Genomic DNA, 21,160 nt, shown 5'->3' on the forward strand with positions numbered 1-21,160 from the left:
ACGCAGGCGTCGAAGTCAAGGCCCTGCGCACGATCCATGCGGGGGTTAGCCTCGAATCATCGACACCCGAGGAGGGCACCGCCATGACTGACCGCCACATCGACGACCGTCCCGAGGAGGGCTACACGCCCGGCACCACCCACGCCGAGCGCGGCGCGGGCAACCCGCGACTGCGCGTGCGGCGCGACGACGAGCGCACGGAGTTCGCGCTCGACATGGAGGAGGTGCGCATCGGTTCCGCCGCAGGGAACGAGCTGCGCCTCGCCGACACCGAGCCCGTGCACGCGACGGTCGTGCACGACGACCGCGACGAGTACGTGGTGACCCTGCACGCCGACGGCGAGATGAACTCCAACCCCGACGCGGACGCCACCCACCCCGGCGAGCGCACCGAGACGCTGCGCACCGGATCCCGCTTCACGGTGGGCCCGTGGGAGCTGGTCTTCGCCCGCGAGGAGTTCGCCGACCACGGCCGGCCCTTCGGCGGACGCCTCGGTGGTGAGTTCTCCGACCAGCCGCTGCAGGAGGCGCGTCCGGGCTACGACGCCGACGACGAGCGGCTCTCGCAGGCCGACGTCAACGACGAGCTCTCCCAATCGGACTCCAAGGCCGACTGATGGTGCGGGGTGCCGACGGGCTTGGACTCCGCTGACCCCCGCTGCCGGAGGTAGATCGCGAACGCGACCATCGTCCCGACCGCGAGGAACTCGGACTGCCAGTTCTGCAGCGTGCGGTCCCAGAAGTCCGAGCTGGTCACGTAGTCGGCCCAGGTGATCGCGGCGACGCCGTGCATCGCGTTCTCCTCGTTCATGACGACCGTGCCGGCGAGCGACTGCGCGAACCAGGACAGCACGAACACCGCCCCCATCACGATCAGCAGCGAGTTGCCGAACACGGCTGCTCGCCATCCGCCCGCCCGGGCCCACCGCGGCGAATCCGGGCGGGCGTGCGGGCCGACGAGCTGATCCGCATCGCTGCCCGGCCCCTCATCACCGGGCTTCTTCGACTCCGGCGACCCCTTCTGCACGAACCAGATCGTCGCAGCGATGAAGAGGAAGAACTGCAGGAACTCCGACTGCCAGTTCTCGGCGACGTCGACGGCGAAGTCGGACGACCAGAGGAAGTCCCCGAAGCCGATCGCCCCCTGCCCGTGGTCGAGGAGCTCCTCGTTGTTGCGGAGGTAGCCCGCGAGCGCCTGGCCCCCGAGCGCGAGCGCGAACAGCGCGAGGAAGAAGAGGCTGAGGGCGTGGTCCTTGATCCGCGAGCGCATCGTCATCGCCCTCCCAGCGGCAGGCCGATCATCACGGCGAGCCCGACGCCGATGATCCCCGCCCAGATCCAGAAGACCGCCCGCATTCCCGCGGTGTCACGCGCATCCTCCGCCATGTCCGCCTCCTTCGTCGGTGTGACCACGGTCCGACGATGGCGCGCAGGATGAGTGCCCTCCAGGGGCTTGACGCGGACACGGTTGTCAATCCCCTCCATCAGGGCTCCGCGGCACCCGTAGCCTGGCGGAACCGATGAGAGGAGCGCCCGATGACCGCACCGAACGAGACCCCCGACCTCGAACGCCTCGGCGAGCTCGCCCGCAGCCGAGGCCTGCGCGTGAGCGTGGCCGAGTCGCTCACGTCCGGACGCCTCGCGAACACGATCGGCGCCGGCGAGGGGGCCTCCGGCTGGTTCGCCGGCGGCATCGTCGCGTACTTCACGGAGGTGAAGGAGCGGGTGCTGGGGCTGACCCCGGGGACCGACCCCACCTCCGCGGCCTGCGCCGAGCAGCTCGCCACGGGAGCGCGGGAGCTCTTCGACGCCGACATCTGCGTCTCCACCACCGGCGTGGGCGGGCCGGGTCCGGAGGGCGGTCACCCCGCGGGCACGGTCTACCTGGGCTGGGCGACCGCCGACGACGCGGGGCACCGGAGGCTGGCGCTGACCGGCGATCCGGACGAGATCCTGTCGGCGAGCGTCGACGCCGCGGTGCGACTGCTCGCCTTCCACGCCGAGGGGCTGCACCCCGCAGGACCGCGGCGCTCCGGCTCGGACTGAGAGCTCAGCGCCCCGGCACGAGGCCGACCCGCAGCGGGGCTCCCGGCGCTGTCGCCTCGGTGAGGGCGGCGTCGATGTCGAGGAGCGATCGCACCGCCCCCACGGCCTCGCCGAACGGATACGCGCGCCCGCGCCCCGCGAGGAACGACGCCGCTGCCGCGAGATCGTCGGCACCGTAGTTGTGCACCCCCGCGACCGTGATGAGTCGGCGGACGAGATCCTCCGCGTCCAGCGGAACCGGGGCTGCGGGGAACACGCTGCCGACGAGGACCACCGTCCCGCCGACGGCGACGCCCGCGAGGGCCTCCCCGACGGCATGCCCTGAGGCCTCGATGACGACGTCGGGGTCGCGGTCGAGCGCGGTGGCCCCGAACCGGGAGGCGAAGGCGCGCCGGTCGTCGTCCGGATCGCGCACCTCGACGACGGCACCGTGCTCGGCAGCGATCGCGGCGGCACTGATCCCCACGAGACCCGCGCCGTGGATGCGCACCGCGGCGCCGTCGAGGTCGATGTCACGGGCGGCACGCGCCACTGCGGCCCACGCGGTCGCTGTCGCGCAGGCGGCAGGCGCCAGCACCGCAGCGGGCAGCGCCTCCGGCACGCGCACGATCGCGGTGCCCGCCCGCAGCTGCACGTGGCTGGCGAACGCCCCTGTCAGGTCGCCGTGGGCGCCGACGCGGTCATGGCCGTACTTGCCCAGGTCACGGCACTTCTGCGTGAGGCCGCGCCGACAACGGTCGCAGGTGCCGCATGACACCGTCACCGACCAGACCACACGGTCGCCGATCCGCAGCGGAGTGCCGTCCACCGCCTCCGCACCGTCATCGCCCATCGCGATGACGCGACCGACGCTCTCGTGCCCGAGGACGAGCGGCGCCGGCGCGGACCGGCGCCCCTGCACGGTGTGCACGTCCGACCCGCAGATCGTGGACATCTCCACGGCGACGAGCACGTCCTGATCGCCGAGCGCGACCCCCGGGACCGCGATCGTCTCGTGCGGGTGCCCTTCGCCGACCCAGACCATCGCGGTGGCCGCGGGGCGCAGCGCGACGTCCCTCCGGTGTCCGGGCGGGCGGATCAGCAGCGTTCCCATGACTCGACTCTCAGACGGAGGCGACGGCAGCGGGAAGGAGCTCTCGCTGGGCCAGAGCCCCCCGCAGCGCCGTGACGTCGGGGAGCACGGCGTGGGCGCCCGCTCCGCTCAGAGCCGCGCGATCGTGGGCGCCGGTGAGCACTCCTGCGACGAAACCGGCACCCGCGCGGCGGCCCGACTCGACGTCGCTCACGGTGTCGCCGGCGACGGCCACAGCCTGCACCGCGGACGCTCCCGTGCGCAGAAGGGCGGTGAGGACGAGGTCGGGCGCGGGGCGTCCGCGGCCGGCGTCGACCGGGGAGAGCGCGAGGTCGATGAGCCCTCCCCACCCGAGGCCGTCGAGGATCGCCTGTCGGGTGACCGGCGCGAACCCGGTGGTCAGTGCGACGGTGAGCCCGGCGTCCTTCAAGCCCTGGATCGCGTCCGCCGCCCCGGGGATCTCCGCGACGCCGTCTTCGGCGACGATCTCGGCGTACGCGGCCTCGAACGCCGCGGTGGCCTGCCGTGCCGCGACCGCATCGCCGTCGGCCAGGTGCAGGAAGACATCGAGCTTGGACTGTCCCATGGTCTTCCTGACATAGCCGAGGGCATCGTCCCAGGGCAGCCGTGCGGCGACGCCGGTGCGTTCGGCGGCGCGCTGGAACGCCTGCTCCACCACGCCGTCGTCCACGACGGTGGTGCCGGCCATGTCGAGGACGACGAGTTCGATGGGAGTGGTCATGGGGTTCCTTCCAGAGCAGGGGTGCCGCCGAGGGCGGCGGTGAGGTGCAGGTCGGCGAGCCCGAGGCCGCAGGTCATGCCGATGCCGGTGGTGGCGGCGAGCACGAGCGCACCGTCGTCTCCGCGGTCGACGAGGAACTCGCCGGGGGCTTTCGCGTACACGCCCTGCCACCGCTCGATGATCCGTGGTGCACCCCACTCGAACAGGGCCTCGGCCTCGCTGAGGAACGCGGTGAACGCGGCCTCGGGCTGGAACGGTGAGGGGGCGGCGGCGGTGGCATGCGAGTCACCCAGGATGAGCGTGCCGTCGGGAAGCTGCGTGTACATCTGGTTGAGGTCGAGGGCCGCGAGGTCGGGGCGCTCGGCGTGCAGACGCTCGCGCAGGACTCGGGCCTCCGGTCCATCGGCGAACCTCCCGTACCGGATGAGGGACCAGCCGGTCAGCAGGGGCGCGGTCAGCGGTCGCGGGAACGAGACCGCCGCCCGCATCATGTCGAGCGCACAACGCATCACGCCGTGGCGCTCGGCGACCTCGGGCAGGAGCTGATCGATGTCGTGGTTGACCGCCACCACGACGGCCCCCGCGTCGATCGCACCGCGCGTGGTCTCCACCCGCCCTGCGCCGAGCGCCGTCACCGCCGTGCGGAAGCGGAACTCGACGCCCCGGGCCGTCAGGTGCCGCACGATGGCCGTCGCCGCGGTCCGCGGGTCCGTCTGCAGGTCGGCCTCGATGAGGGCGCCGCCGACGAGGCCGTCCCGACGCAGCGGGGCGCGGCGGAGGAGCTCATCGGCCTCCAGCATCCGGATGCCGCCGTCCTGCGCCGCCGCGGTCATCACGGCGAGCTCGTCCTCATGCCGGGCCGCGACGAGCGTGCCCGACTCGCGGATCCAGAAGCCCGCGTCCCTGGCGAGCTGCAGCCAGAGATCGCGCGAGGCATTCGCGTATCGCCGCGCCTCCCCGCCCTGCGCGCCGATGCAGAGGTGACCGAAGTTCCGGATCGTGGCGCCGGTCGGGGCCGCGCTGCGGTCGACCACGACGACGCGGAGCCCCCGGCGCACGGCCGCGTACGCGGCCCCGAGTCCGACGATGCCTGCACCGACGACGACGACGTCGGGGTTCTGCTTCGCCCCGTTCATCGGAACACCTTCCTCATCCACATCGCGAGCCCCTCGACGGCGAGCACGGTCACGAGGATCATCAGCACGATCGCGGTCACCGTCTCGTAGCGCGAGCCCTGGCTGGCGTTCAGCAGGTAGTAGCCGACCCCGCCGCCGCCGACGATGCCGAGGATCGTGGCTGCGCGGATGTTGGTGTCGAGCATGTAGAAGCTGTGCCCGATGAGCGCGCGGGTGCCCTGCGTCAGCGTGGCCGACGTGTACGTCTGCATCCGGGTGGCGCCCACCGCCCGCAGAGCGCGCTCGGGCCCGCGGTCGACCTCCTCGAAGGAGTCGGCGATGAGCTTGCCGAGCAGTCCGATCCCGCCGATCGCGAGCGCGATGACGCCGGCCTGCGCGCCGAGACCCGTGATGACGACGAGGACGATGGCGAGGATGAGCTCGGGGATGCCGCGGATGCCCACGAGGAGCAGACGGGCGGTGCCGCGCCCTGCGGCATGCGGGGCCACGTTGCGCGCGGCGAACGAGCCGAGCAGCAGCGACGGCAGGAGGGTGAGGACGGTGGCCGCGAGCGCGATCGCGACGGTCTCCCGCATGGCCTCCAGCATCGCGACCGTGTCGTAGCTGCCGAACGACGGCGGCCAGAACCGGGCGGCGACGTCGGGCAGCTTCGCCCAGAAGGTGAACAGGTCGGACCAGGTGATCTGGCTCACGACGACGCTGCCGACCACGACGAGGACCGCGACGATCCCGGCGGCCGTGTGACGCACCCGCTGGGCGGTCCACGGACGGCGCACCGCGGTCTGCGGGCTCTCCGCCCACGCGGGGCGATCGGCGGCGGAGGCGGACGGCCGCCGGCGCATGCGCGGATGCACGATCCGGTCCATCCAGGACCGCGTCTGCTTCTGCTCGCCGAGCATCGCGCCGCGCACCGTGCTCGAGACGATCTCCATCACGATGCAGAGCACGAAGATCACGAGCGCGATCCCGAGGCCCTTGCCGTAGTTCAGCGACTTGAAGGCGTAGGACATCTCGAGCCCGAGGCCGGCGACGCCCACGTAGCCGAGCACGACGCTCCCGCGCAGATTGATGTCGTTGCGGTGCAGCACTGTGGCCACCCAGCTCGGCAGCACCTGCGGGAGGATGCCCGCCGTGAACTCCTGCAGCTTCGAGCCCCCCGCGGCGCGGATCGCGAGACGTGGCCCTTCGTCGATCTGCTCGATGGCGTCCGCGAACATCTTGGAGATCATGCCGATCGAGTGGATGCCGATGGCGAGGATGCCGGGCAGCGTGCCGAGCGAGAACATGAGCACGAACGCCATGGCCAGCACCACGTCCGGCAGCGCGCGGGTGAGGACGCCGATGAATCGGGCGGCCGCGCGCCAGCCCGCGCCCGGGGTGGTGTTGGCGGCGGCGAGGTAGGCGATGGGCACGGAGAGCACGGCCGCGAGCAGCGTGCCGACGAGCACGAGGCCGACGGTCAGCGCGATGAGCCAGGCGAGGTCGGCCGGCGCGGGGAAGGAGAGCCCGCCGACGCGGCCGAGGAAGTTCTCGGCGTTGCCCCAGCTCTGGACCATCGCCGGGATCGAGATCCCCACGTCGCGCACCGCGAGGATGCCGAGCACGACGAGGACGAGGAGAGTGAGTCCCGCTGCGATGCGCTGCGCGGACAGCGGCCGCTTCGGCACCCGCTCCGCGACGCTCCCGCCACCCCGGGTCGCTGAGCCGCCGCCCCGGGTCGCTGAGCCGCCACCCTGGGTCGCTGAGCCGCCGCCCTGGGTCGCTGAGCCGCCGCCCTGGGTCGCTGAGCCGCCGCCCTGGGTCGCTGAGCCTGTCGAAGCGCCCCGTGTCGACGCCCCCACCGCCGTCATGACGCCCCCACCGCGGTCACGGCGTCGACGAGCTCCACCTGCACGGCACGGATCTCCGCCGTCGTCGTCGCGACGCGGCCGTAGATCTCCATCACCTCGGCTTTGGAGAGTCCGTCCGTCGGGGTGTCCAGGACGACCTCGCCGTGTCGGAGACCCACGATCCGGTCGGCCCAGCTGATCGCGAGGTCGACCTGGTGGAGGCTGCACACGACGGTGAGTCCTTCGTCGGCGGCGATCTCGCGGATGAGGGCCATCACCTGCTCGCTCGACTCCGGATCGAGCGAGGCGACGGGCTCGTCGGCGAGGAGGATCGCCGGCTTCTGCATGAGCGCCCGGGCGATCGCCACCCGCTGCTGCTGACCCCCGGACAGGGTGTCGCTGCGCTGATAGGCACGGTCGAGGAGGCCGACGCGATCGAGGTGCTCCAGCGCGGTCAGCTTCGTGGCGCGGGGGTAGCTCCACAGCCCGAGCCGCGGGCCGCGCATCCGCGACAGCGATCCGGTCAGCACGTTCTCCAGAACGGTCAGGGAGGGCACGAGCTCGAACTGCTGGAAGATGAAGCCCACGCTGCTGCGGAGTTCCCGCAGCGCCCGACCTTTCGTCGAGGGAACGGATGCGCCGAGCACCTCGACCGACCCGGAGCTGGGGAGCTCCAGGCCGTCGAGATGGCGCAGCAGCGTGGACTTGCCGGAACCGGAGAGCCCGAGCAGCACGACGATCTCTCCCCGCGCCACCTCGAGCGTGACGTCCTTCAGGGCGGTGGTGCTGCCGAAGGTCTTGGTGACGCCGGCGAGGCGGATGAGGGTGTCGGATGCCGCGGTCATGGCTTCTCCTGTCGTCAGGCGCGGGGCGTCAGCCCTGGCACTGCTCGGCTTCGGTCTCGGCGCAGATGTCGCGGATGAGGTCGTAGTAGGCGTCGTCCACCGGCTTGGTGGCGAAGAACACGCTGCGGAACGCGTCGGAGTCCGCGCTGTCGATGCCCGCCGCGATGATGTCGTCGATCGTGACCTCGCCGAGGGCGTCGACGAGCTGCTTCGCCACGTCATCCGGCAGGGACGAGGAGTAGACGAGCGGAGCACCCGGGACCATGGTCTCGGCGATGACCTTCACCTTGTCGGACTTCTCGACCTCGGAGTCCTCGGCGAAACCGGCCTCGCACTCGACGCCCTCGCCGACCTTCTGCACGCTCACGTCGTGCTTGCCCGCGAACACGGGCGTGATGTCGGACTTCGGGTCCACGCCCGCCTCGATGAGGTTGTACGACGGGAAGAGGTAGCCGGAGGTGGACGAGGGGTCCACGAAGCACACCTTCTTGCCCGCGAAGTCCTCGAGGCTGGAGATGTCGCTGTCCGCCGGGACGATCGCCTGCGAGTAGTAGCCGGGCTCCTGGCCCTCCTCGGTGACGATGGACGAGATCGGGGTGAGCTTCGCGCCGTTGTTGGTCGCGGTGACGTAGGTGAATCCGGAGAACGAGGCGACGTCGACCTTCCCGGCGACGGCGGCCTCGATGAGCGCGGCGTAGTCGGTGGACTCGTGGTACTCGACGGTCTTGCCGGTGACCTCGGCGATGTAGTCCATGAGCGGCTGGTAGTTCGTCTCGGTGTCCACCGAGTCGGGGACGACGCCGAAGACGAGGGTGTTCTCGTCGACGGCGAATCCACCGGCCGACTGTGCGTCGCCGGGGGCGTCGGTGGCATCGGCCGATCCGGAGCAGGCGGCGAGGCCGAACGCGAGGATCGCAGCGCCGGCGAGGGCGGGGAGAGCGCGGAGCTTCATGAGGACCTTTCAGGGTGGGAGGAGTGATCCACGGACGACTCTCCCAGCAGCCTCGCTGAGATGTATACCTATCTCAGAAGAGTTCAGTCGGCGTTCACCCGCCATTCGCCTGGATGAACAGCGCCACAACACCCTCGCGACCCTGTGACCGGACGAAGTAATGTACCTATGTGGCCGAAGCTGTGTACACCCAGATCGCCGACGACCTCCGTTCGCGGATCGCGGACGGCACGCTCCGCCCCGGCGATGACGTGCCCACGGAAGCCGAGCTCGCGGAGCACTGGCGCACGTCGCGCGGTCCGATCCGCAACGCGCTGGCGGCCCTTCGCGCGGAAGGCCTCATCGAGACGACCCGCGGCCGGCCGGCGCGCGTGGTGGCGCGCAAAGCGAATCAGGCCGTGGACGTCTCCGTCCCGTTCACCCGATGGGCGCGCGACCTCGGCGTCACCCCTGGCGCGCAGACGCAGGAGCTGAGTCTGCGGCGCGCGGGCGATCTCGGCCCGGCGCTGGGTGTCGGACGCGACGACACCATCGTGAGCGTGGTGCGTCTGCGGCTCCTCGACGGCCGTCCCACGATGCTGGAGCGCCTCGCGTACACCGAGGACGTCGGCCGTCGGCTGTTCGAGATCGACCTCGATGCGGTGTCGATCACCGAGTACCTCGCGTCGGTCGGGCATCCGATCGTCGCACTGCAGCACGTCATCGACGCCGTCGCCGCCGACGATCAGGACGCCGCGCTTCTCCGCGTGCCGCGAGGAACGCCCATCCTGCGGCTGACGCGCACGTCGCGGGACGCCGAGGGGCGCATCTTCGAGGCATCGGAGGACCGCTACCTCAGCGAGGTGGTGCGCTTCACCGTGGCGGCGTCCGGGATATCGACGGACGGACACTACATGAGAGCAGTGGGCGGCTGAGGCCGGAGACAGATTCGCGACCGCGGGCGCGGGAGTGTAAGAAGCCAGAAAGATCGCGCCCGCGATCGCAGCGCTGGGGACGCTTTATCTGGGGAGCCTTCAGGATATGTCGGCGCCGCGAAGCCTCTGAAGTGCCGAATGTCGAGACACTCGTAGACTTTCGTCTACGGCCTCGGGGGCGGAATCACGGGCGTCGTCTCAGGATACGCGGGGCTCAGACCACCGGCAACACGGCGGACACGAGCCAGTGTCCGTCCACCTCCCCGGCGCTGAACTCGCCGCTGGCGCCCATCACGCGTTCGGCCATCCGCCCCAGGCCGGTCCGACTGGAGGATAGCTCCCGACGCGGCGTCGTGGGGAGCGGACTGCGCAGTGAGAGGTGCGCCTTGTCGTCGTCCACCGCGAGACGGATCTCGACGGTTCCGGGGCCGGCATACTTCAGGACGTTCGTGGCCGACTCGCGCACGATGCGCGCGAGCACGATCTCGACCGCGCGGGGAATGCGCTCGTCGCCGGGGTCGCCGTCGAGGATGACGTCGTGCCCGGCCGCTTCGAATTCGGTCCGCGCTTCCTCGACCGCGGCGACGAGGTCACCGGTCGGCATGCCCGCAGCGCGCGGGCCGTCGTCGGCGAGGTCGATCACGAAACGGAGGTCTGTCATGGCCTTGCGGGCGGCGACGCGGATCGCCTCCCGGGAGCCATCGCTGGCGTCGGGGTCTTCGAGCATCTGTACGTGCAGCGACACCACGGTGAGGTGGTGCGCGATGCTGTCGTGCAGCTCGCCGGCGATCCATCGTCGCTCGGCGAGGACGGCTTCCCGTTCCTGCTCAGCCGCTGCCTCCAGCTCGTGCTCGAGGCGACGTCCGCGGTCGAAGGCCAGCCGGAGTCCGAGGCCGATGGCCCCGGCGACGGTGGCCGCGATCAGGTAGATGCCGACGTTGACCGGGACGTCCGAGTCGCCGTAGGCCATGACGGACGCAGCGACGAGAAAGACTCCCGTGTAGGAGAGGACAAGAGGGGTCCACCCCAGGCGCATGACCAGCGCAGACGCCAGGGCGGCGGTGATGAGGACCTGCGATTCGGTCCCCGTGAAGAACGAGGCCACCAGAACGATGCCGATCGCACAGGTGGCGATCAGAGGCGACCAGAGGAACAGAGCGGTAGCGAGAGTCGAGGCGATGCTCACCGCGGAGGCGAGGGGATTCACGGTGGGGTCCGTGAAAAGAGTGAAGACGTCGATCGCAACCATCACGCTGATGATCGCGAGGATGACGATGCTCTCTACGCGTGTGAGGCGTTCGCCGCGTGCGAGTCGGAAAATATCAGGCACCGCCCGTTTTGACTGGTCTAAGGCCATGGTGCACTGTCTCCTATTCGCCAGCTATCCTAGCGAGTGAAACCGAAAAGCTTGCCAACCTGCTGCCAGAAAGTCATTACATTCACCTCCGTTCTAGTGCCGTTTGTCGATGTCTGTATTCATCTTCTCGGCGGCGCGCGGAGCGCACATCTGGCCTTCGTCCAGACCTCGATAGCCAAAGGTCTACATCCTCAGAGCGCCCGCTTCACGCCGTTAGGCTTCCTCCATGCAGGAAATCCGCGTCGTGATCGTCGATGACGATCCTCTGGTCCGCTCCGCGCTGTCGCACTTCGTGTCGCGCGCGCCCGAGATCACGGTCGTGGCGCAGGCGGAGGACGGCCTGGAGGCCCTCACGACGGTCGAGCGCGAGAAGCCGGACGTCGTGATGATGGACGTCCAGATGCCGGAGATGAACGGCATCGAAGCGACCGCGGCGATCGCCGAACGATGGCCGGACGTCCGCATCCTCGCCGTCACCACGCTCGACGGCAGCGACACCGTGCTGCCCATGCTGAGCGCCGGCGCCTCCGGCTACCTGCTGAAGGATTCCAGCGCGGAGGAGATCGTCACGGGTGTTCGCGAGGTGTTCGCCGGAGCGAGCTCGCTGTCGCCCCGCATCGCGTCGATGTTGATCCGCCACGTGCGCGACTCCACTCCCACCGCAGCCGCGGAGACCCTCGAACCGCTCACCGAGCGCGAGGAGGAGGTGCTCCAGTGCCTCGCGAAGGGCATGTCCAATGCCGAGATCGCGAAGGCGCTCATCGTCTCGGAGGGGACGGTGAAGGCCCACCTCGGCCGCATGATGTCGAAGTGGCACCTGCGCGACCGCGTGCAGATCCTCGTCACGGCCGCCCACGCCGGACTCGTCACCTTCCGCTGAGACGCGGCCTCAGAGCGCGAGCAGCACGATCCCGACGAGGACGATCAGCGAGGCGCCCATCCGCCATCCCGGCCGGGACTCGCGCAGGACGAAGGCGCCGAACAGGCTCACGAGCACGACGCTGACCTCCCGCAGCGGTGCGACGAGGGCCACGGGAGCGATCTGGATGGCGGTCAGCACGAGGATGTAGGACAGCGGCGACAGGATGCCGAAGGCCAGGATGCGGCGCCACTGCGTGCGCCCCAGCGCCACGACCGCACCCCATCGTCCACGAACCGCCACGGAGTAGAACGGCACCTGCAGCAGCGTGGTGCCGACCATGAACGCCACGGGTGACAGCTCCCACTCGCGCACCGCGTGGGCGTCCCAGATCGTGTAGACCGCGATCGCCACGCCGGTGAGGGCGCCGAACAGCAGACCGGGGTCGATGCGGCGCCCGCTCCCTGCCGGCCGGCGGTCGACGAACCCGATCGCGACGACCCCGACGATCACCGCGGCGACGCCGACGAGCGCCAGGGCCGAGGGGCGTTCCCCGAGCAGGAGCACGGCGACGATGACCGAGAGGAAAGGCCCGGTGCCCCGCGCCGTCGCGTAGACCGTCGACAGACTGCCCTCCCGGTAGCCGCGCTGCAGCACGGCCATGTAGGCGACGTGCAGGACCGCGGAGACGGAGACTCCGAGCGCGAACGAGCCGAGGTCGGCCGCACCGAGTCCGCCCGTGAACGGCACGGCCCCGATCCAGACGACCGTGCTGGCGACGGCACCCCACCACAGGAACGGCGAGCCGGCGCGGCTGATGCCGTGCGCGATGACGTTCCAGGACGCGTGGGCGATCGCGGCGGCGAGGACGAGGACGAGAGCGACGGCGGACACGGCAGACCCTTCCCTCCGCCGCGGGCGCGACGAATCGGGTCCTCCGGGCTTTTGTCCTGTCAGATGACGACCCTCCTGCGGAAGAGGACCGTGGCGCCGCTCGGACCAGACGGGTGGAGACCCCGGAACCCTAGGCGCTATCGCCACCACCCTATCCCCGACCGGGAAGGCCGCGAGACGGGGTTCGTGACGGGGCGCGACTACGCTCGAAGGACACCCCGCGCAGGAAGGTCACGCCATGCCCGTCACCCCGGACGCCCTCGCCCACGCCGAGGACCTCGCCGACTTCGTCGCCGCCTCCCCGTCGAGCTATCACGCAGCCGCCGAGACGGCCCGCCGTCTGGAGGAGGCCGGATTCACACGGTTGCAGGAGGAGGACGCCTGGCCCGCGCAGCCCGGAGGCCGGTACCTCGTGGTCCGCGACGGCGCGACGATCGCGTGGGTGGTGCCGGAGGGGGCGACCGCCACGACGCCCGTGCAGGTGTTCGGGGCGCACACCGACTCCCCCGGCTTCAAGCTCAAGCCACAGCCGACCACCGGAGCCCGCGGCTGGCTGCAGGCCGCCGTCGAGGTGTACGGCGGTCCGCTGCTGAACTCCTGGCTCGACCGGGAGCTGCGCCTCGCCGGCCGGCTCGCCCTCGCCGACGGTCGGGTCGTCCTCGCCGACACCGGAGCCCTGCTGCGCCTCCCCCAGCTCGCCATCCACCTCGATCGGGGGGTCAACAACGGCCTCGCGCTCGACAAGCAGACCGAGACGCAGCCGGTGTGGGGTCTCGGCGACCCGACCGAGGCCGACGTGCTGGCCGAGCTCGCGGCATCCGCCGCCGTGGACCCCGCAGAGATCCGCGGCTACGACGTCGTCGTCGCCGATGCCGCGCGGGGCGCGGTGTTCGGCAAGGACGACGCGTTCTTCGCCTCCGGCCGGCTCGACGACCTCGCCTCCGTGCACGCGGGCGTGGTGGCCCTCGCGGCCCATGAACCCGAGGCGGGAGCCCCCGTCGCGATCCTCGCCGCGTTCGACCACGAAGAGCTCGGCTCCGAGTCGCGCTCCGGCGCCGCGGGCCCCTTCCTCGAGGATGTGCTGGAGCGGCTCTACGCAGGGCTCGGGGCCGACGGCTCCGCCCGCCGCCAGGCGTACGCGTCGTCGTGGTGCCTGTCCAGCGACGTCGGGCACTCCGTGCACCCGAACTACGTCGGCCGACACGACCCCGTCGTTCAGCCCGTGCTCGGCTCCGGGCCCATCCTCAAGCTCAACGCCAACCAGCGCTACGCGACCGATGCGGTCGGCGCCGCGTCCTGGCGGAACTGGTGCGATCGGGCCGGGGTGGTGACGCAGGAGTTCGTCTCGAACAACAGCGTGCCGTGCGGCTCGACCATCGGACCGATCACCGCGACACGGCTCGGCATCCGCACGGTCGACGTGGGGATCCCCATCCTCTCGATGCACTCCGCGCGCGAGCTCGCCGGGGTCTCGGACCTGCACGACCTGACGCGCGTGGCCGGGGCTTTCTTCGCCGGCTGAGCCGAGCGCCCGGCGCGGTGCCCTGATCCACGTCACGAGTGCGCTCGCGGAGTGCCAGGATGTGAGGATGACCGACATCAGGCCGGCTCTCATCGAGCGCGCAGGCATCGAGATCATCCCCGAGTCCGAGCGGACCGCCACGCCCCGCGACCTGTTCTGGCCGTGGTTCGCGGCGAACGTCTCGGTGTTCGGGATGTCCTACGGCTCGTTCGTGCTCGACTTCGGCATCTCCTTCTGGCAGGCGACTTTGGTCTCAGTCGTCGGCATCGTCGTGTCATTCCTGCTGTGCGGACTCATCGCGATCGCGGGCAAGCGGGGGTCGGCGCCGACGATGGTGCTCTCCCGGGCCGCGTTCGGCGTCCAGGGGCAGAAGGTCCCCGGGATCGTGTCCTGGCTCACGTCGATCGGCTGGGAGACCTTCCTCGCGATCATGGCGGTACTGGCGACGGCGACGGTCATCACGCAGCTCGGCGGCGACGGGGACAGCCTCTGGCTGAAGATCCTCGCGACCGTGATCGTCGCGGCACTCATCGTCGCCGCCTCGGTGCTCGGCTACCACACGATCATGCGGCTCCAGTCGGTGCTGACCTGGATCACGGGCGTCGTGACGGTGGTGTACATCATCCTGGCGGCGCCGAGCATCGACCTCGCTGCGGTGATGGCCCGTCCCGACGGCGGCATCGGCCAGGTCGTCGGCGCGCTCGTGATGGTGATGACCGGGTTCGGACTGGGGTGGATCAACATCGCCGCGGACTGGTCGCGCTACCAGAAGCGCACCGCGTCCGACGGGGCGATCGTCGCCTGGAACACGATCGGCGGCTCGGTGGCACCGGTCATCCTCGTCGTCTTCGGTCTGCTCCTCGCGGGATCGGACGCCGAGCTCATGGACGCGATCGCCGCGGACCCGATCGGCGCGCTGGCGAGCATCCTTCCGGTGTGGGTCCTCGTGCCGTTCCTGTTCACGGCCGTGCTCGCGCTCGTCTCCGGCGCGGTGCTCGGCATCTACTCCTCCGGCCTGACCCTGCTCAGCCTCGGCATCCGCATCCCGCGGCCGTCGGCGGCGGCGATCGACGGCGCGATCCTCACGGCGGGCACCATCTTCGTGGTGTTCTTCGCGACCGACTTCCTCGGCCCGTTCCAGAGCTTCCTCATCACCCTCGGCGTGCCGCTGGCCTCCTGGGCCGGCATCCTCATCGCCGACATCCTGCGCCGTCGCAAGGACTATGACGACGAGGCCCTCTTCGACAGCCGCGGACGCTACGGTGCCTGGGACTGGACGTCCATCGGCACCATGGTCGTCGCGAGCGTGATCGGCTGGGGTCTCGTCCTCAACGGCTTCGCGGACGCCGCGCCGTGGAACAACTGGCAGGGGTACCTCCTGTTCCTCGTCGGCGGGACGGACGGGGACTGGGCGTACGCGAACCTCGGGGTGTTCGTGGCGCTGGTGCTGTCGTTCCTCGTGACCTGGTTCGCCCGGGCGGGGAGGATCCGGCGGCAGGAGTCGTGAGCCCTTCGACAGGCTCAGGAGCCCAGGAGCCGACAGGCTCAGGGACCCAGGAGGCGGCAGACTCAGGGACCGAGAGCTGGCTCGTGGTGGTCGATCCGCAGGTGATCTTCGCGTCGCCCGACTCCGCCTGGGGCTCGCCGTTCTTCGCCGAGGCGATGGCGAACATCCGTCGGCTCGCGGAGGCCTTCGGCGAGCGCGTGCTCGTGACCCGCTGGCTTCCGACGGCCGACCGCTCCACCTCCTGGGGCGAGTACTTCGCGGCGTGGCCGTTCGCCGACCGGTCCGCCGACGACGCGCTCTATGCACTGGTCCCCGAGGCGGAAGGCCTGTCTCCTCATCCGACCGTCGACCTGCCCACGTTCGGCAAGTGGGGCCCGGAGCTCGAGGCGATCGTCGGGCACGGTGGCCGTATCGTGCTGGCGGGGGTGTCGACGGACTGCTGCGTCGTGTCCACCGCTCTCGCCGCCGCCGATGCCGGAGCACGGGTGACGCTCGCCGCCGACGCCTGCGCCGGCTCCACGGCCGAGAACCACGCCGCCGCCGTGCAGGTCATGAGCCTGTATCCCCCGCAGATCACCGTGACCGACACCGCCACCCTCCTCTCTCCCTGACCCTCTCCCTCTCCCCCTCCCCGCCCGTGCGAGACGGAAATCGCACCTCCGCGCGCCCCATCCGGCCCGTTTTCGATCCCGGCACGAGGTGCAGTCCGGCCGCGGGACGGATTCCACTCCTTGAGAGGGTCCATCGGGAACGGTTTCGATCCCGCGCGGAGTGTCCGTCGCGGGACGCGAAACGCACCTCCGCCGCGCGACTGCGGTGCGGTATCGATCCGGCACTGGGGTGTGGCGTTCGGGCGGGACGCGAAGCGCGCCTCGGCAGCCACGGGGAGGAGCGTTCTTGAGCTCGGCAGGGGCGGCGGGTCAGGCGTGGGCACGGACCGCGGCGGCGATGTCGGCGGGAGTTCCGCGCCAGGGAGCACCATGACCGGGGAGGACCCACGCGGCGTCAAGTGCGGCGAGGCGGTCGAGCGAGGCCAGGGCTTCCGTGGGCTCGTCGGTGAACGGGGCGGGTTGCGCACCCTCCTCCCCCGTGAGCACATGCCGCGTGGTCAGGGCATCGCCGACGAATACCGCGCCGACCGCCGGGACATGCACCGCGATGCTCCCCGGCGAGTGCCCCGGAAGCCCCACGACGACCGGAGCCCCGGGGAGGTCGAGCACATCACCGTCCGCGACCTCGGAGACCTCGGTGACGTGGCGCGTGCGGAGGGCGCTCTTGCGGAGACCGTAGGCGAGGAAGCCGAGCATCGGACCGGGCCGTGCAGGGCCCATCGGAGTCTTCGGCTTCTCCCCTGTACGCACGCGGTGAGCATCGGCGCCGTGGATGTAGACCGGAACTCCGGCCTCGCGGCGCAGCCGTTCCGCGAAACCGATGTGGTCGCTGTCGCCGTGGGTCAGCACGAGTCCGCGGATGTCGGACAGCGGTCGGCCGATCACGGCGAGCTCTCGCTGAAGGTCGTTCCAGTGCCCGGGCAACCCGGCGTCGACGAGGGTGATGCCCTCGGGCAGGTCGATGAGATACGAGGCGACGATGTCGTTGCCGAGGCGGTGGAGGTGGGGGGCGAGCTTCATGATGATCCTCTCGGGCGGTTGCGATGGCTACGTTACGTAGCTATCATGGCTACTGTCAATAGCCATCGAGGAGGATCCGTGCCCACCCCCGAACGCACATCGATCGATGCCATCGTCGCGGCCGGCCAGGAGATCCTCGAGGCCAACGGCCCTGCGGGACTCACGATGCAGGCGGTCGCGGAGCGTGTGGGCGTGCGTGCCCCCTCCCTCTACAAGCGCGTGCGGGATCGTGAAGCCTTGCGTGTCGCGGTCGCCACGGCCTCCGTCGACGCCCTCGCGACCCAGCTCGAGGCGGCGGGCGACGACCTCTCCACCCTCGCCCGGACCTATCGCACCTTCGCTCACGCGCACCCGGAGGGCTTCCGCCTCATGTTCAACGCCGCGGTCTCCCATCAGACTCTGGAACGCTCCGCCGCTCCCATCATCCGTGCCTGCACCACCGCGGTCGGCGAGGCGGACGCCCTCGACGCCGCACGCCTCTTCACCGCCTGGGCCACCGGATTCCTGCAGATGGAGCTGTCCGGGGCGTTCCGACTCGGCGGTGACGTCGACCGCGCATTCGACTACGGCCTCCGGCGCCTCATCGCGAGCCTCGCCGATTGACGACGCTGGTCATTCCCTGTCCACGACGGCGGATACTGGCACACTGAGGCCGTGGAAGACTCCCGCAGCACCGCCGGTACCGTGGCCGCGAAGACCGGCCGGTCGCCCTGGCGTCGCACGAAGATCGCCGTGGGCGTCCTCGCCGCGGTCGCCGCCGTCGTCGCGATCATCGGGGCGCTCACGCCGTGGCCATCCGCGATGATCATCCGCTCGGTGTTCACGAAGGGCGGCGACGAGACCGCGGCGGAGATGACGAAGCACGTCCCGGACACGCCTCTCGACGAACGGAAGGACATCGCCTACGGGGATGCCGGCGCGGACACGACGATGGACGTCTTCCGCCCCGCCTCCGCCGACAGCGCGCTGCCGACTGTCGTGTGGATCCACGGAGGTGCCTGGATCTCGGGCTCGAAGGAGGACGTCGATCCCTACCTCCGCATCCTCGCCGCGGAGGGCTACACGACCATCGGCGTGAACTACGCCCGCGGACCCGAGGGCGTGTACCCGCTCGCCGTCCACCAGCTCGACGAGGCCCTCGCCTACATCGACGCGCACGCGGCGGAACTGGGCGTCGACCCGCGTCGCATCGTGCTGGCGGGGGACTCCGCGGGCGCTCAGCTCGCCAGCCAGATGGCCACGCTCATCACGAATCCGGACTACGCCGAGATCCTCGGCATCCGCCCGTCGATCCGCGCCGACCAGCTCGTCGCGACCGTGCTGAACTGCGGCGTCTACGACCTCGCCGCACTGGCCGAGCTCGACGGAGTCCCGGGGTGGGGCTTCAAGTCGGCGATGTGGGCGTACTCCGGGACGAAGACCTGGGCGGAGGACTCGACCGGCGCCACGATGTCGACCGTGGACTGGGTCACCTCCGACTTCCCCGCGACGTACATCTCGGGCGGCAACGGCGACGGGCTCACCTGGCTCCAGTCGATCCCGATGGCGAAGCGGCTGCAGGAGCTCGGCGTCGATGTGACGCCGGTGTTCTGGCCCGCGCCGCACGAGCCCGCCCTCCCGCACGAGTACCAGTTCCACCTCGATCTTCCCGAGGCTCGAAAGGCCCTGGCGGACACCATCGCCTTCCTCGACGCGCACACCCGCTGACCCGGCCCCTGTCGTCCGGCGGGGCTGCCACGGTCGCACGATCCCGACACGACGGCACGACTCGTTCGGCCGGACGTCTGTTCATCCGTTCCCCGATCGTGCAGGCGGACCTCGGCACGGGTGGAAACGGACCCGGGCACGGGTGCACGACCCGGGCACGGGTGCACGACCGAATCCGGGAGATACCCGTGCCCCTGGCGCCGGGTCGTGCAGGCGGGGCGGGATCTGGACATAACATGTCTGTGACGATCGGCACGGAAGTGATATGTTCGCGGGATGCACACGGAGAACGAACGCGCACTCGAGTCGGGGATCGTCACGGATCTCTCCGGTCGTATGACCTACGGCTCGTACCTCGCGCTCGACCAGCTCCTCACGGCACAGCATCCGGTGAGCGACCCGCAGCACCACGACGAGATGCTGTTCATCATCCAGCATCAGACGACGGAACTCTGGCTGAAGCAGCTGCTGCATGAGCTCAGCTCGGCGCGGGAGCTGCTCGCGGCGGACGACCTGCGCGAAGCCCTCAAGCGCATCGCCAGGGTCAAGCGGATCCAGGACGTGATGACGCAGCAGTGGTCGGTGCTCGCGACGCTGACCCCGACGGAGTACGCCCAGTTCCGCGGCGCCCTCGGCAACTCGTCCGGCTTCCAGTCGGTGCAGTACCGGGCCGTCGAGTTCGCGCTGGGCAACAAGAACGAGAAGATGCTGAGCGTCTTCCGCGACCACCCGGCGAACCTCGCGCTCCTCACGGCCGAGTGGGAGAAGCCCACGCTGTACGACGAGTTCCTCCGCTACGCCTCTCGCCGCGGTCTCCCGATCCCCCGCGAGATCCTGGACCGCGACGTGCGGGAGCCCTACCGCGAGACCCCGGACCTCGTACCTGCCATCCGTGCGATCTACCAGGACCCGCGCACCCACTGGGACCTCTACGAGGCCTGCGAGGACCTCGTCGATCTCGAGGACAACTTCCAGTTCTGGCGCTTCCGTCACCTCAAGACCGTGTCCCGCACCATCGGGATGAAGGTCGGCACCGGCGGGTCGAGCGGCGTCGGCTTCCTGCAGCGCGCCCTCGACCTGACCTTCTTCCCCGAGCTCTACACCGTCCGCACCGAGATCGGTTCCTGATGCTCACGGCGACGTTCTTCGACGGCGAGCGCTGGCGGGACGGCGTCGTCGGACTCGGCGAGGACGGGCGCCCCCGGCTCGGTGAGGAGACGCCCGCGCCGGGGTGCCCGCTCCTCCCCGGCCGCATCGTCGGGGGCTTCACGGACCACCACGTTCACCTGCAGCTCGTCGACCACGCGTTCCTGGCCTCGTCTCGCCTCGGACGAGTGGTCGACCTCGGCGGCGATCCGTCCACGGTGGCGCGGATCGCCGTTCACAACTCAGGAGTTTCGACCGGCGGAGGCGCTTCCGAGGCGGTTCCGGGTGTGCCTGGGCCGGATTCTCCTGACTTGCGAACCGTCGATTTCGCCGGCGCGTTCCTCACACCTCCCGGTGGATACCCCTCGGACCGCGCCTGGGCGCCGGCGGGTTCGGTGCGGGAGATCGCCGACCCCGCGGCAGCGGCGACCGCGGTCGAGGAGATGGCAGCGGCCGGTGTCTCCTGCGTCAAGGTCGCGAGCAACAGCACCGCCGGCCCGGTCTTCTCCGACGCCCTCTTCCGCACGATCGCCGACCTCGCCGCAGCCCGAGGCCTCCCGGTGATCGCCCATGCGGAGGGCTCCGGCGAAGCGCAGCGCGTCGTCCGCCTCGGAGCGACGCAGCTGGCCCACGCCCCGTTCTCCGAGCGCCTGGACGACGAGGAGATCGCGGAGCAGGCCGCCCGCATTTCCTGGATCAGCACCCTCGCCATCCACGACTCCCACGCGCGGGCCATCGCGATCGACAACGTCGCCCGCTTCCACGCCGCCGGCGGCACCGTCCGCTACGGCACCGACATGGGCAACGGCCCGACCCCCGTCGACCTGAACCCGGCTGAGGTCGCCGCCCTCCGCACCGCCGGCCTCGACGACGACGCCCTCCTCCGCGCCCTCGCGCCCGTCGACCCGCTCGATCCCCGCTCTCTCCTCCTCCTGCTGCCACCCGGATCCGCCGATCCTCTGGCCGCCCGCCCCCTCACCCCCGCCGACCTGAAGGTGTGA

The 21,160-nt window shown here is 70.6% G+C and carries 21 protein-coding genes; 11 read left to right on the top strand and 10 right to left on the bottom strand.

Annotated features, from left to right (window positions below):
- Positions 1–83: 83 nt before the first annotated feature.
- Positions 84–617 (top strand): FHA domain-containing protein, encoded by a 534-nt coding sequence (locus MICNX66_RS13740; RefSeq protein ID WP_187662331.1) that lies wholly within the window; start codon positions 84–86, stop codon positions 615–617.
- On the opposite strand, the gene MICNX66_RS13745 is transcribed toward MICNX66_RS13740, so the two are convergent.
- On the bottom strand, positions 539–1,270 hold the full coding sequence (locus tag MICNX66_RS13745; protein ID WP_187664220.1) for a DUF6766 family protein: 732 nt from the start codon (positions 1,268–1,270) through the stop codon (positions 539–541). The genes MICNX66_RS13740 and MICNX66_RS13745 overlap by 79 nt on opposite strands.
- 266 nt (positions 1,271–1,536) lie before the next feature.
- Here MICNX66_RS13745 and MICNX66_RS13750 point away from each other — a divergent pair, with 266 nt between their 5' ends.
- Positions 1,537–2,046, top strand: coding sequence for a CinA family protein (locus MICNX66_RS13750; RefSeq protein WP_187662332.1), 510 nt, complete (start codon positions 1,537–1,539; stop codon positions 2,044–2,046).
- Between the two features lie 4 nt (positions 2,047–2,050).
- Here the strand turns inward: MICNX66_RS13750 and MICNX66_RS13755 are convergent, their stop codons facing one another.
- From MICNX66_RS13755 to phnD, 6 genes are read right to left on the bottom strand one after another with little or no spacing between them, the layout of a single operon-like run.
- Positions 2,051–3,139: an alcohol dehydrogenase catalytic domain-containing protein gene (locus MICNX66_RS13755; RefSeq protein WP_187662333.1), complete on the bottom strand. Its 1,089-nt coding sequence runs from the start codon at positions 3,137–3,139 to the stop codon at positions 2,051–2,053.
- Between the two features lie 10 nt (positions 3,140–3,149).
- Positions 3,150–3,860 carry an HAD family hydrolase gene (locus MICNX66_RS13760; protein ID WP_187662334.1) on the bottom strand — a complete coding sequence of 237 codons (711 nt, stop codon included), beginning with the start codon at positions 3,858–3,860 and terminating at the stop codon, positions 3,150–3,152.
- Entirely contained in the window at positions 3,857–4,996 is a 1,140-nt protein-coding gene (locus MICNX66_RS13765) for a TIGR03364 family FAD-dependent oxidoreductase (RefSeq protein WP_187662335.1), read from the bottom strand. Before MICNX66_RS13765 ends, MICNX66_RS13760 begins: the two co-directional genes overlap by 4 nt.
- Complete coding sequence (gene phnE / locus MICNX66_RS13770; RefSeq protein WP_232089092.1) at positions 4,993–6,846, bottom strand: phosphonate ABC transporter, permease protein PhnE; 1,854 nt, start codon at positions 6,844–6,846, stop codon at positions 4,993–4,995. Before phnE ends, MICNX66_RS13765 begins: the two co-directional genes overlap by 4 nt.
- On the bottom strand, positions 6,843–7,670 hold the full coding sequence (gene phnC / locus MICNX66_RS13775; RefSeq protein WP_187662336.1) for a phosphonate ABC transporter ATP-binding protein: 828 nt from the start codon (positions 7,668–7,670) through the stop codon (positions 6,843–6,845). Before phnC ends, phnE begins: the two co-directional genes overlap by 4 nt.
- A gap of 28 nt (positions 7,671–7,698) precedes the next feature.
- On the bottom strand, positions 7,699–8,622 hold the full coding sequence (gene phnD / locus MICNX66_RS13780; protein WP_187662337.1) for a phosphate/phosphite/phosphonate ABC transporter substrate-binding protein: 924 nt from the start codon (positions 8,620–8,622) through the stop codon (positions 7,699–7,701).
- Between the two features lie 170 nt (positions 8,623–8,792).
- Here phnD and MICNX66_RS13785 point away from each other — a divergent pair, with 170 nt between their 5' ends.
- On the top strand, positions 8,793–9,536 hold the full coding sequence (locus MICNX66_RS13785; RefSeq protein ID WP_232089093.1) for a GntR family transcriptional regulator: 744 nt from the start codon (positions 8,793–8,795) through the stop codon (positions 9,534–9,536).
- A gap of 214 nt (positions 9,537–9,750) precedes the next feature.
- Here the strand turns inward: MICNX66_RS13785 and MICNX66_RS13790 are convergent, their stop codons facing one another.
- Positions 9,751–10,893 (bottom strand): sensor histidine kinase, encoded by a 1,143-nt coding sequence (locus MICNX66_RS13790; protein WP_187662338.1) that lies wholly within the window; start codon positions 10,891–10,893, stop codon positions 9,751–9,753.
- A 226-nt stretch (positions 10,894–11,119) separates the two neighbouring features.
- On the opposite strand from MICNX66_RS13790, the gene MICNX66_RS13795 reads away from it, so the two are divergent.
- The gene (locus MICNX66_RS13795; protein ID WP_232089094.1) at positions 11,120–11,773 is read left to right on the top strand and encodes a response regulator; all 654 of its coding nucleotides are present in this window, start codon (positions 11,120–11,122) and stop codon (positions 11,771–11,773) included.
- 9 nt (positions 11,774–11,782) lie between these two features.
- On the opposite strand, the gene MICNX66_RS13800 is transcribed toward MICNX66_RS13795, so the two are convergent.
- Complete coding sequence (locus tag MICNX66_RS13800; protein ID WP_187662339.1) at positions 11,783–12,646, bottom strand: EamA family transporter; 864 nt, start codon at positions 12,644–12,646, stop codon at positions 11,783–11,785.
- Between the two features lie 238 nt (positions 12,647–12,884).
- Here MICNX66_RS13800 and MICNX66_RS13805 point away from each other — a divergent pair, with 238 nt between their 5' ends.
- The 3 genes from MICNX66_RS13805 to MICNX66_RS13815 all read left to right on the top strand — a co-directional run bounded on the left by MICNX66_RS13805 (position 12,885) and on the right by MICNX66_RS13815 (position 16,286).
- A complete protein-coding gene (locus tag MICNX66_RS13805; protein WP_187662340.1) occupies positions 12,885–14,168 on the top strand; it encodes a M18 family aminopeptidase in 1,284 nt (427 codons plus the stop codon).
- 67 nt (positions 14,169–14,235) lie between these two features.
- Positions 14,236–15,675 (top strand): purine-cytosine permease family protein, encoded by a 1,440-nt coding sequence (locus tag MICNX66_RS13810; RefSeq protein ID WP_187662341.1) that lies wholly within the window; start codon positions 14,236–14,238, stop codon positions 15,673–15,675.
- Positions 15,676–15,758: 83 nt separating this feature from the next.
- Positions 15,759–16,286 (top strand): cysteine hydrolase family protein, encoded by a 528-nt coding sequence (locus MICNX66_RS13815; RefSeq protein ID WP_187664224.1) that lies wholly within the window; start codon positions 15,759–15,761, stop codon positions 16,284–16,286.
- A gap of 309 nt (positions 16,287–16,595) precedes the next feature.
- Here MICNX66_RS13815 and MICNX66_RS13820 read toward each other — a convergent pair whose 3' ends face one another.
- Positions 16,596–17,306: an MBL fold metallo-hydrolase gene (locus MICNX66_RS13820; RefSeq protein WP_187662342.1), complete on the bottom strand. Its 711-nt coding sequence runs from the start codon at positions 17,304–17,306 to the stop codon at positions 16,596–16,598.
- Between the two features lie 78 nt (positions 17,307–17,384).
- On the opposite strand from MICNX66_RS13820, the gene MICNX66_RS13825 reads away from it, so the two are divergent.
- The 4 genes from MICNX66_RS13825 (at position 17,385) to MICNX66_RS13840 (ending at position 21,160) form a co-directional block, all read left to right on the top strand.
- On the top strand, positions 17,385–17,909 hold the full coding sequence (locus tag MICNX66_RS13825) for a TetR/AcrR family transcriptional regulator (protein WP_187662343.1): 525 nt from the start codon (positions 17,385–17,387) through the stop codon (positions 17,907–17,909).
- A 51-nt stretch (positions 17,910–17,960) separates the two neighbouring features.
- Positions 17,961–19,013 carry an alpha/beta hydrolase gene (locus tag MICNX66_RS13830; protein WP_187662344.1) on the top strand — a complete coding sequence of 351 codons (1,053 nt, stop codon included), beginning with the start codon at positions 17,961–17,963 and terminating at the stop codon, positions 19,011–19,013.
- Positions 19,014–19,289: 276 nt separating this feature from the next.
- Positions 19,290–20,141, top strand: a complete 852-nt coding sequence (locus tag MICNX66_RS13835) for a tryptophan 2,3-dioxygenase (RefSeq protein WP_187662345.1) — start codon at positions 19,290–19,292, stop codon at positions 20,139–20,141.
- A complete protein-coding gene (locus MICNX66_RS13840) occupies positions 20,141–21,160 on the top strand; it encodes an amidohydrolase (protein WP_187662346.1) in 1,020 nt (339 codons plus the stop codon). The genes MICNX66_RS13835 and MICNX66_RS13840 overlap by 1 nt, the downstream gene beginning before the upstream one ends.

This window comes from Microbacterium sp. Nx66 (assembly GCF_904066215.1).
Lineage (GTDB): Bacteria > Actinomycetota > Actinomycetes > Actinomycetales > Microbacteriaceae > Microbacterium > Microbacterium meiriae.

What these genes read in the sequence shown, in the direction of transcription:
- MICNX66_RS13820 (WP_187662342.1), bottom strand. Translation starts at nt 17,306, where the DNA reads ATGAAGCTCGCCCCCCACCTCCACCGCCTCGGCAACGACATCGTCGCC.
- MICNX66_RS13740 (WP_187662331.1), top strand. Translation starts at nt 84, where the DNA reads ATGACTGACCGCCACATCGACGACCGTCCCGAGGAGGGCTACACGCCC.
- MICNX66_RS13750 (WP_187662332.1), top strand. Translation starts at nt 1,537, where the DNA reads ATGACCGCACCGAACGAGACCCCCGACCTCGAACGCCTCGGCGAGCTC.
- MICNX66_RS13760 (WP_187662334.1), bottom strand. Translation starts at nt 3,860, where the DNA reads ATGACCACTCCCATCGAACTCGTCGTCCTCGACATGGCCGGCACCACC.
- MICNX66_RS13765 (WP_187662335.1), bottom strand. Translation starts at nt 4,996, where the DNA reads ATGAACGGGGCGAAGCAGAACCCCGACGTCGTCGTCGTCGGTGCAGGC.
- MICNX66_RS13745 (WP_187664220.1), bottom strand. Translation starts at nt 1,270, where the DNA reads ATGCGCTCGCGGATCAAGGACCACGCCCTCAGCCTCTTCTTCCTCGCG.
- phnE (WP_232089092.1), bottom strand. Translation starts at nt 6,846, where the DNA reads ATGACGGCGGTGGGGGCGTCGACACGGGGCGCTTCGACAGGCTCAGCG.
- MICNX66_RS13805 (WP_187662340.1), top strand. Translation starts at nt 12,885, where the DNA reads ATGCCCGTCACCCCGGACGCCCTCGCCCACGCCGAGGACCTCGCCGAC.
- MICNX66_RS13810 (WP_187662341.1), top strand. Translation starts at nt 14,236, where the DNA reads ATGACCGACATCAGGCCGGCTCTCATCGAGCGCGCAGGCATCGAGATC.
- phnC (WP_187662336.1), bottom strand. Translation starts at nt 7,670, where the DNA reads ATGACCGCGGCATCCGACACCCTCATCCGCCTCGCCGGCGTCACCAAG.
- MICNX66_RS13840 (WP_187662346.1), top strand. Translation starts at nt 20,141, where the DNA reads ATGCTCACGGCGACGTTCTTCGACGGCGAGCGCTGGCGGGACGGCGTC.
- phnD (WP_187662337.1), bottom strand. Translation starts at nt 8,622, where the DNA reads ATGAAGCTCCGCGCTCTCCCCGCCCTCGCCGGCGCTGCGATCCTCGCG.
- MICNX66_RS13835 (WP_187662345.1), top strand. Translation starts at nt 19,290, where the DNA reads ATGCACACGGAGAACGAACGCGCACTCGAGTCGGGGATCGTCACGGAT.
- MICNX66_RS13795 (WP_232089094.1), top strand. Translation starts at nt 11,120, where the DNA reads ATGCAGGAAATCCGCGTCGTGATCGTCGATGACGATCCTCTGGTCCGC.
- MICNX66_RS13790 (WP_187662338.1), bottom strand. Translation starts at nt 10,893, where the DNA reads ATGGCCTTAGACCAGTCAAAACGGGCGGTGCCTGATATTTTCCGACTC.
- MICNX66_RS13755 (WP_187662333.1), bottom strand. Translation starts at nt 3,139, where the DNA reads ATGGGAACGCTGCTGATCCGCCCGCCCGGACACCGGAGGGACGTCGCG.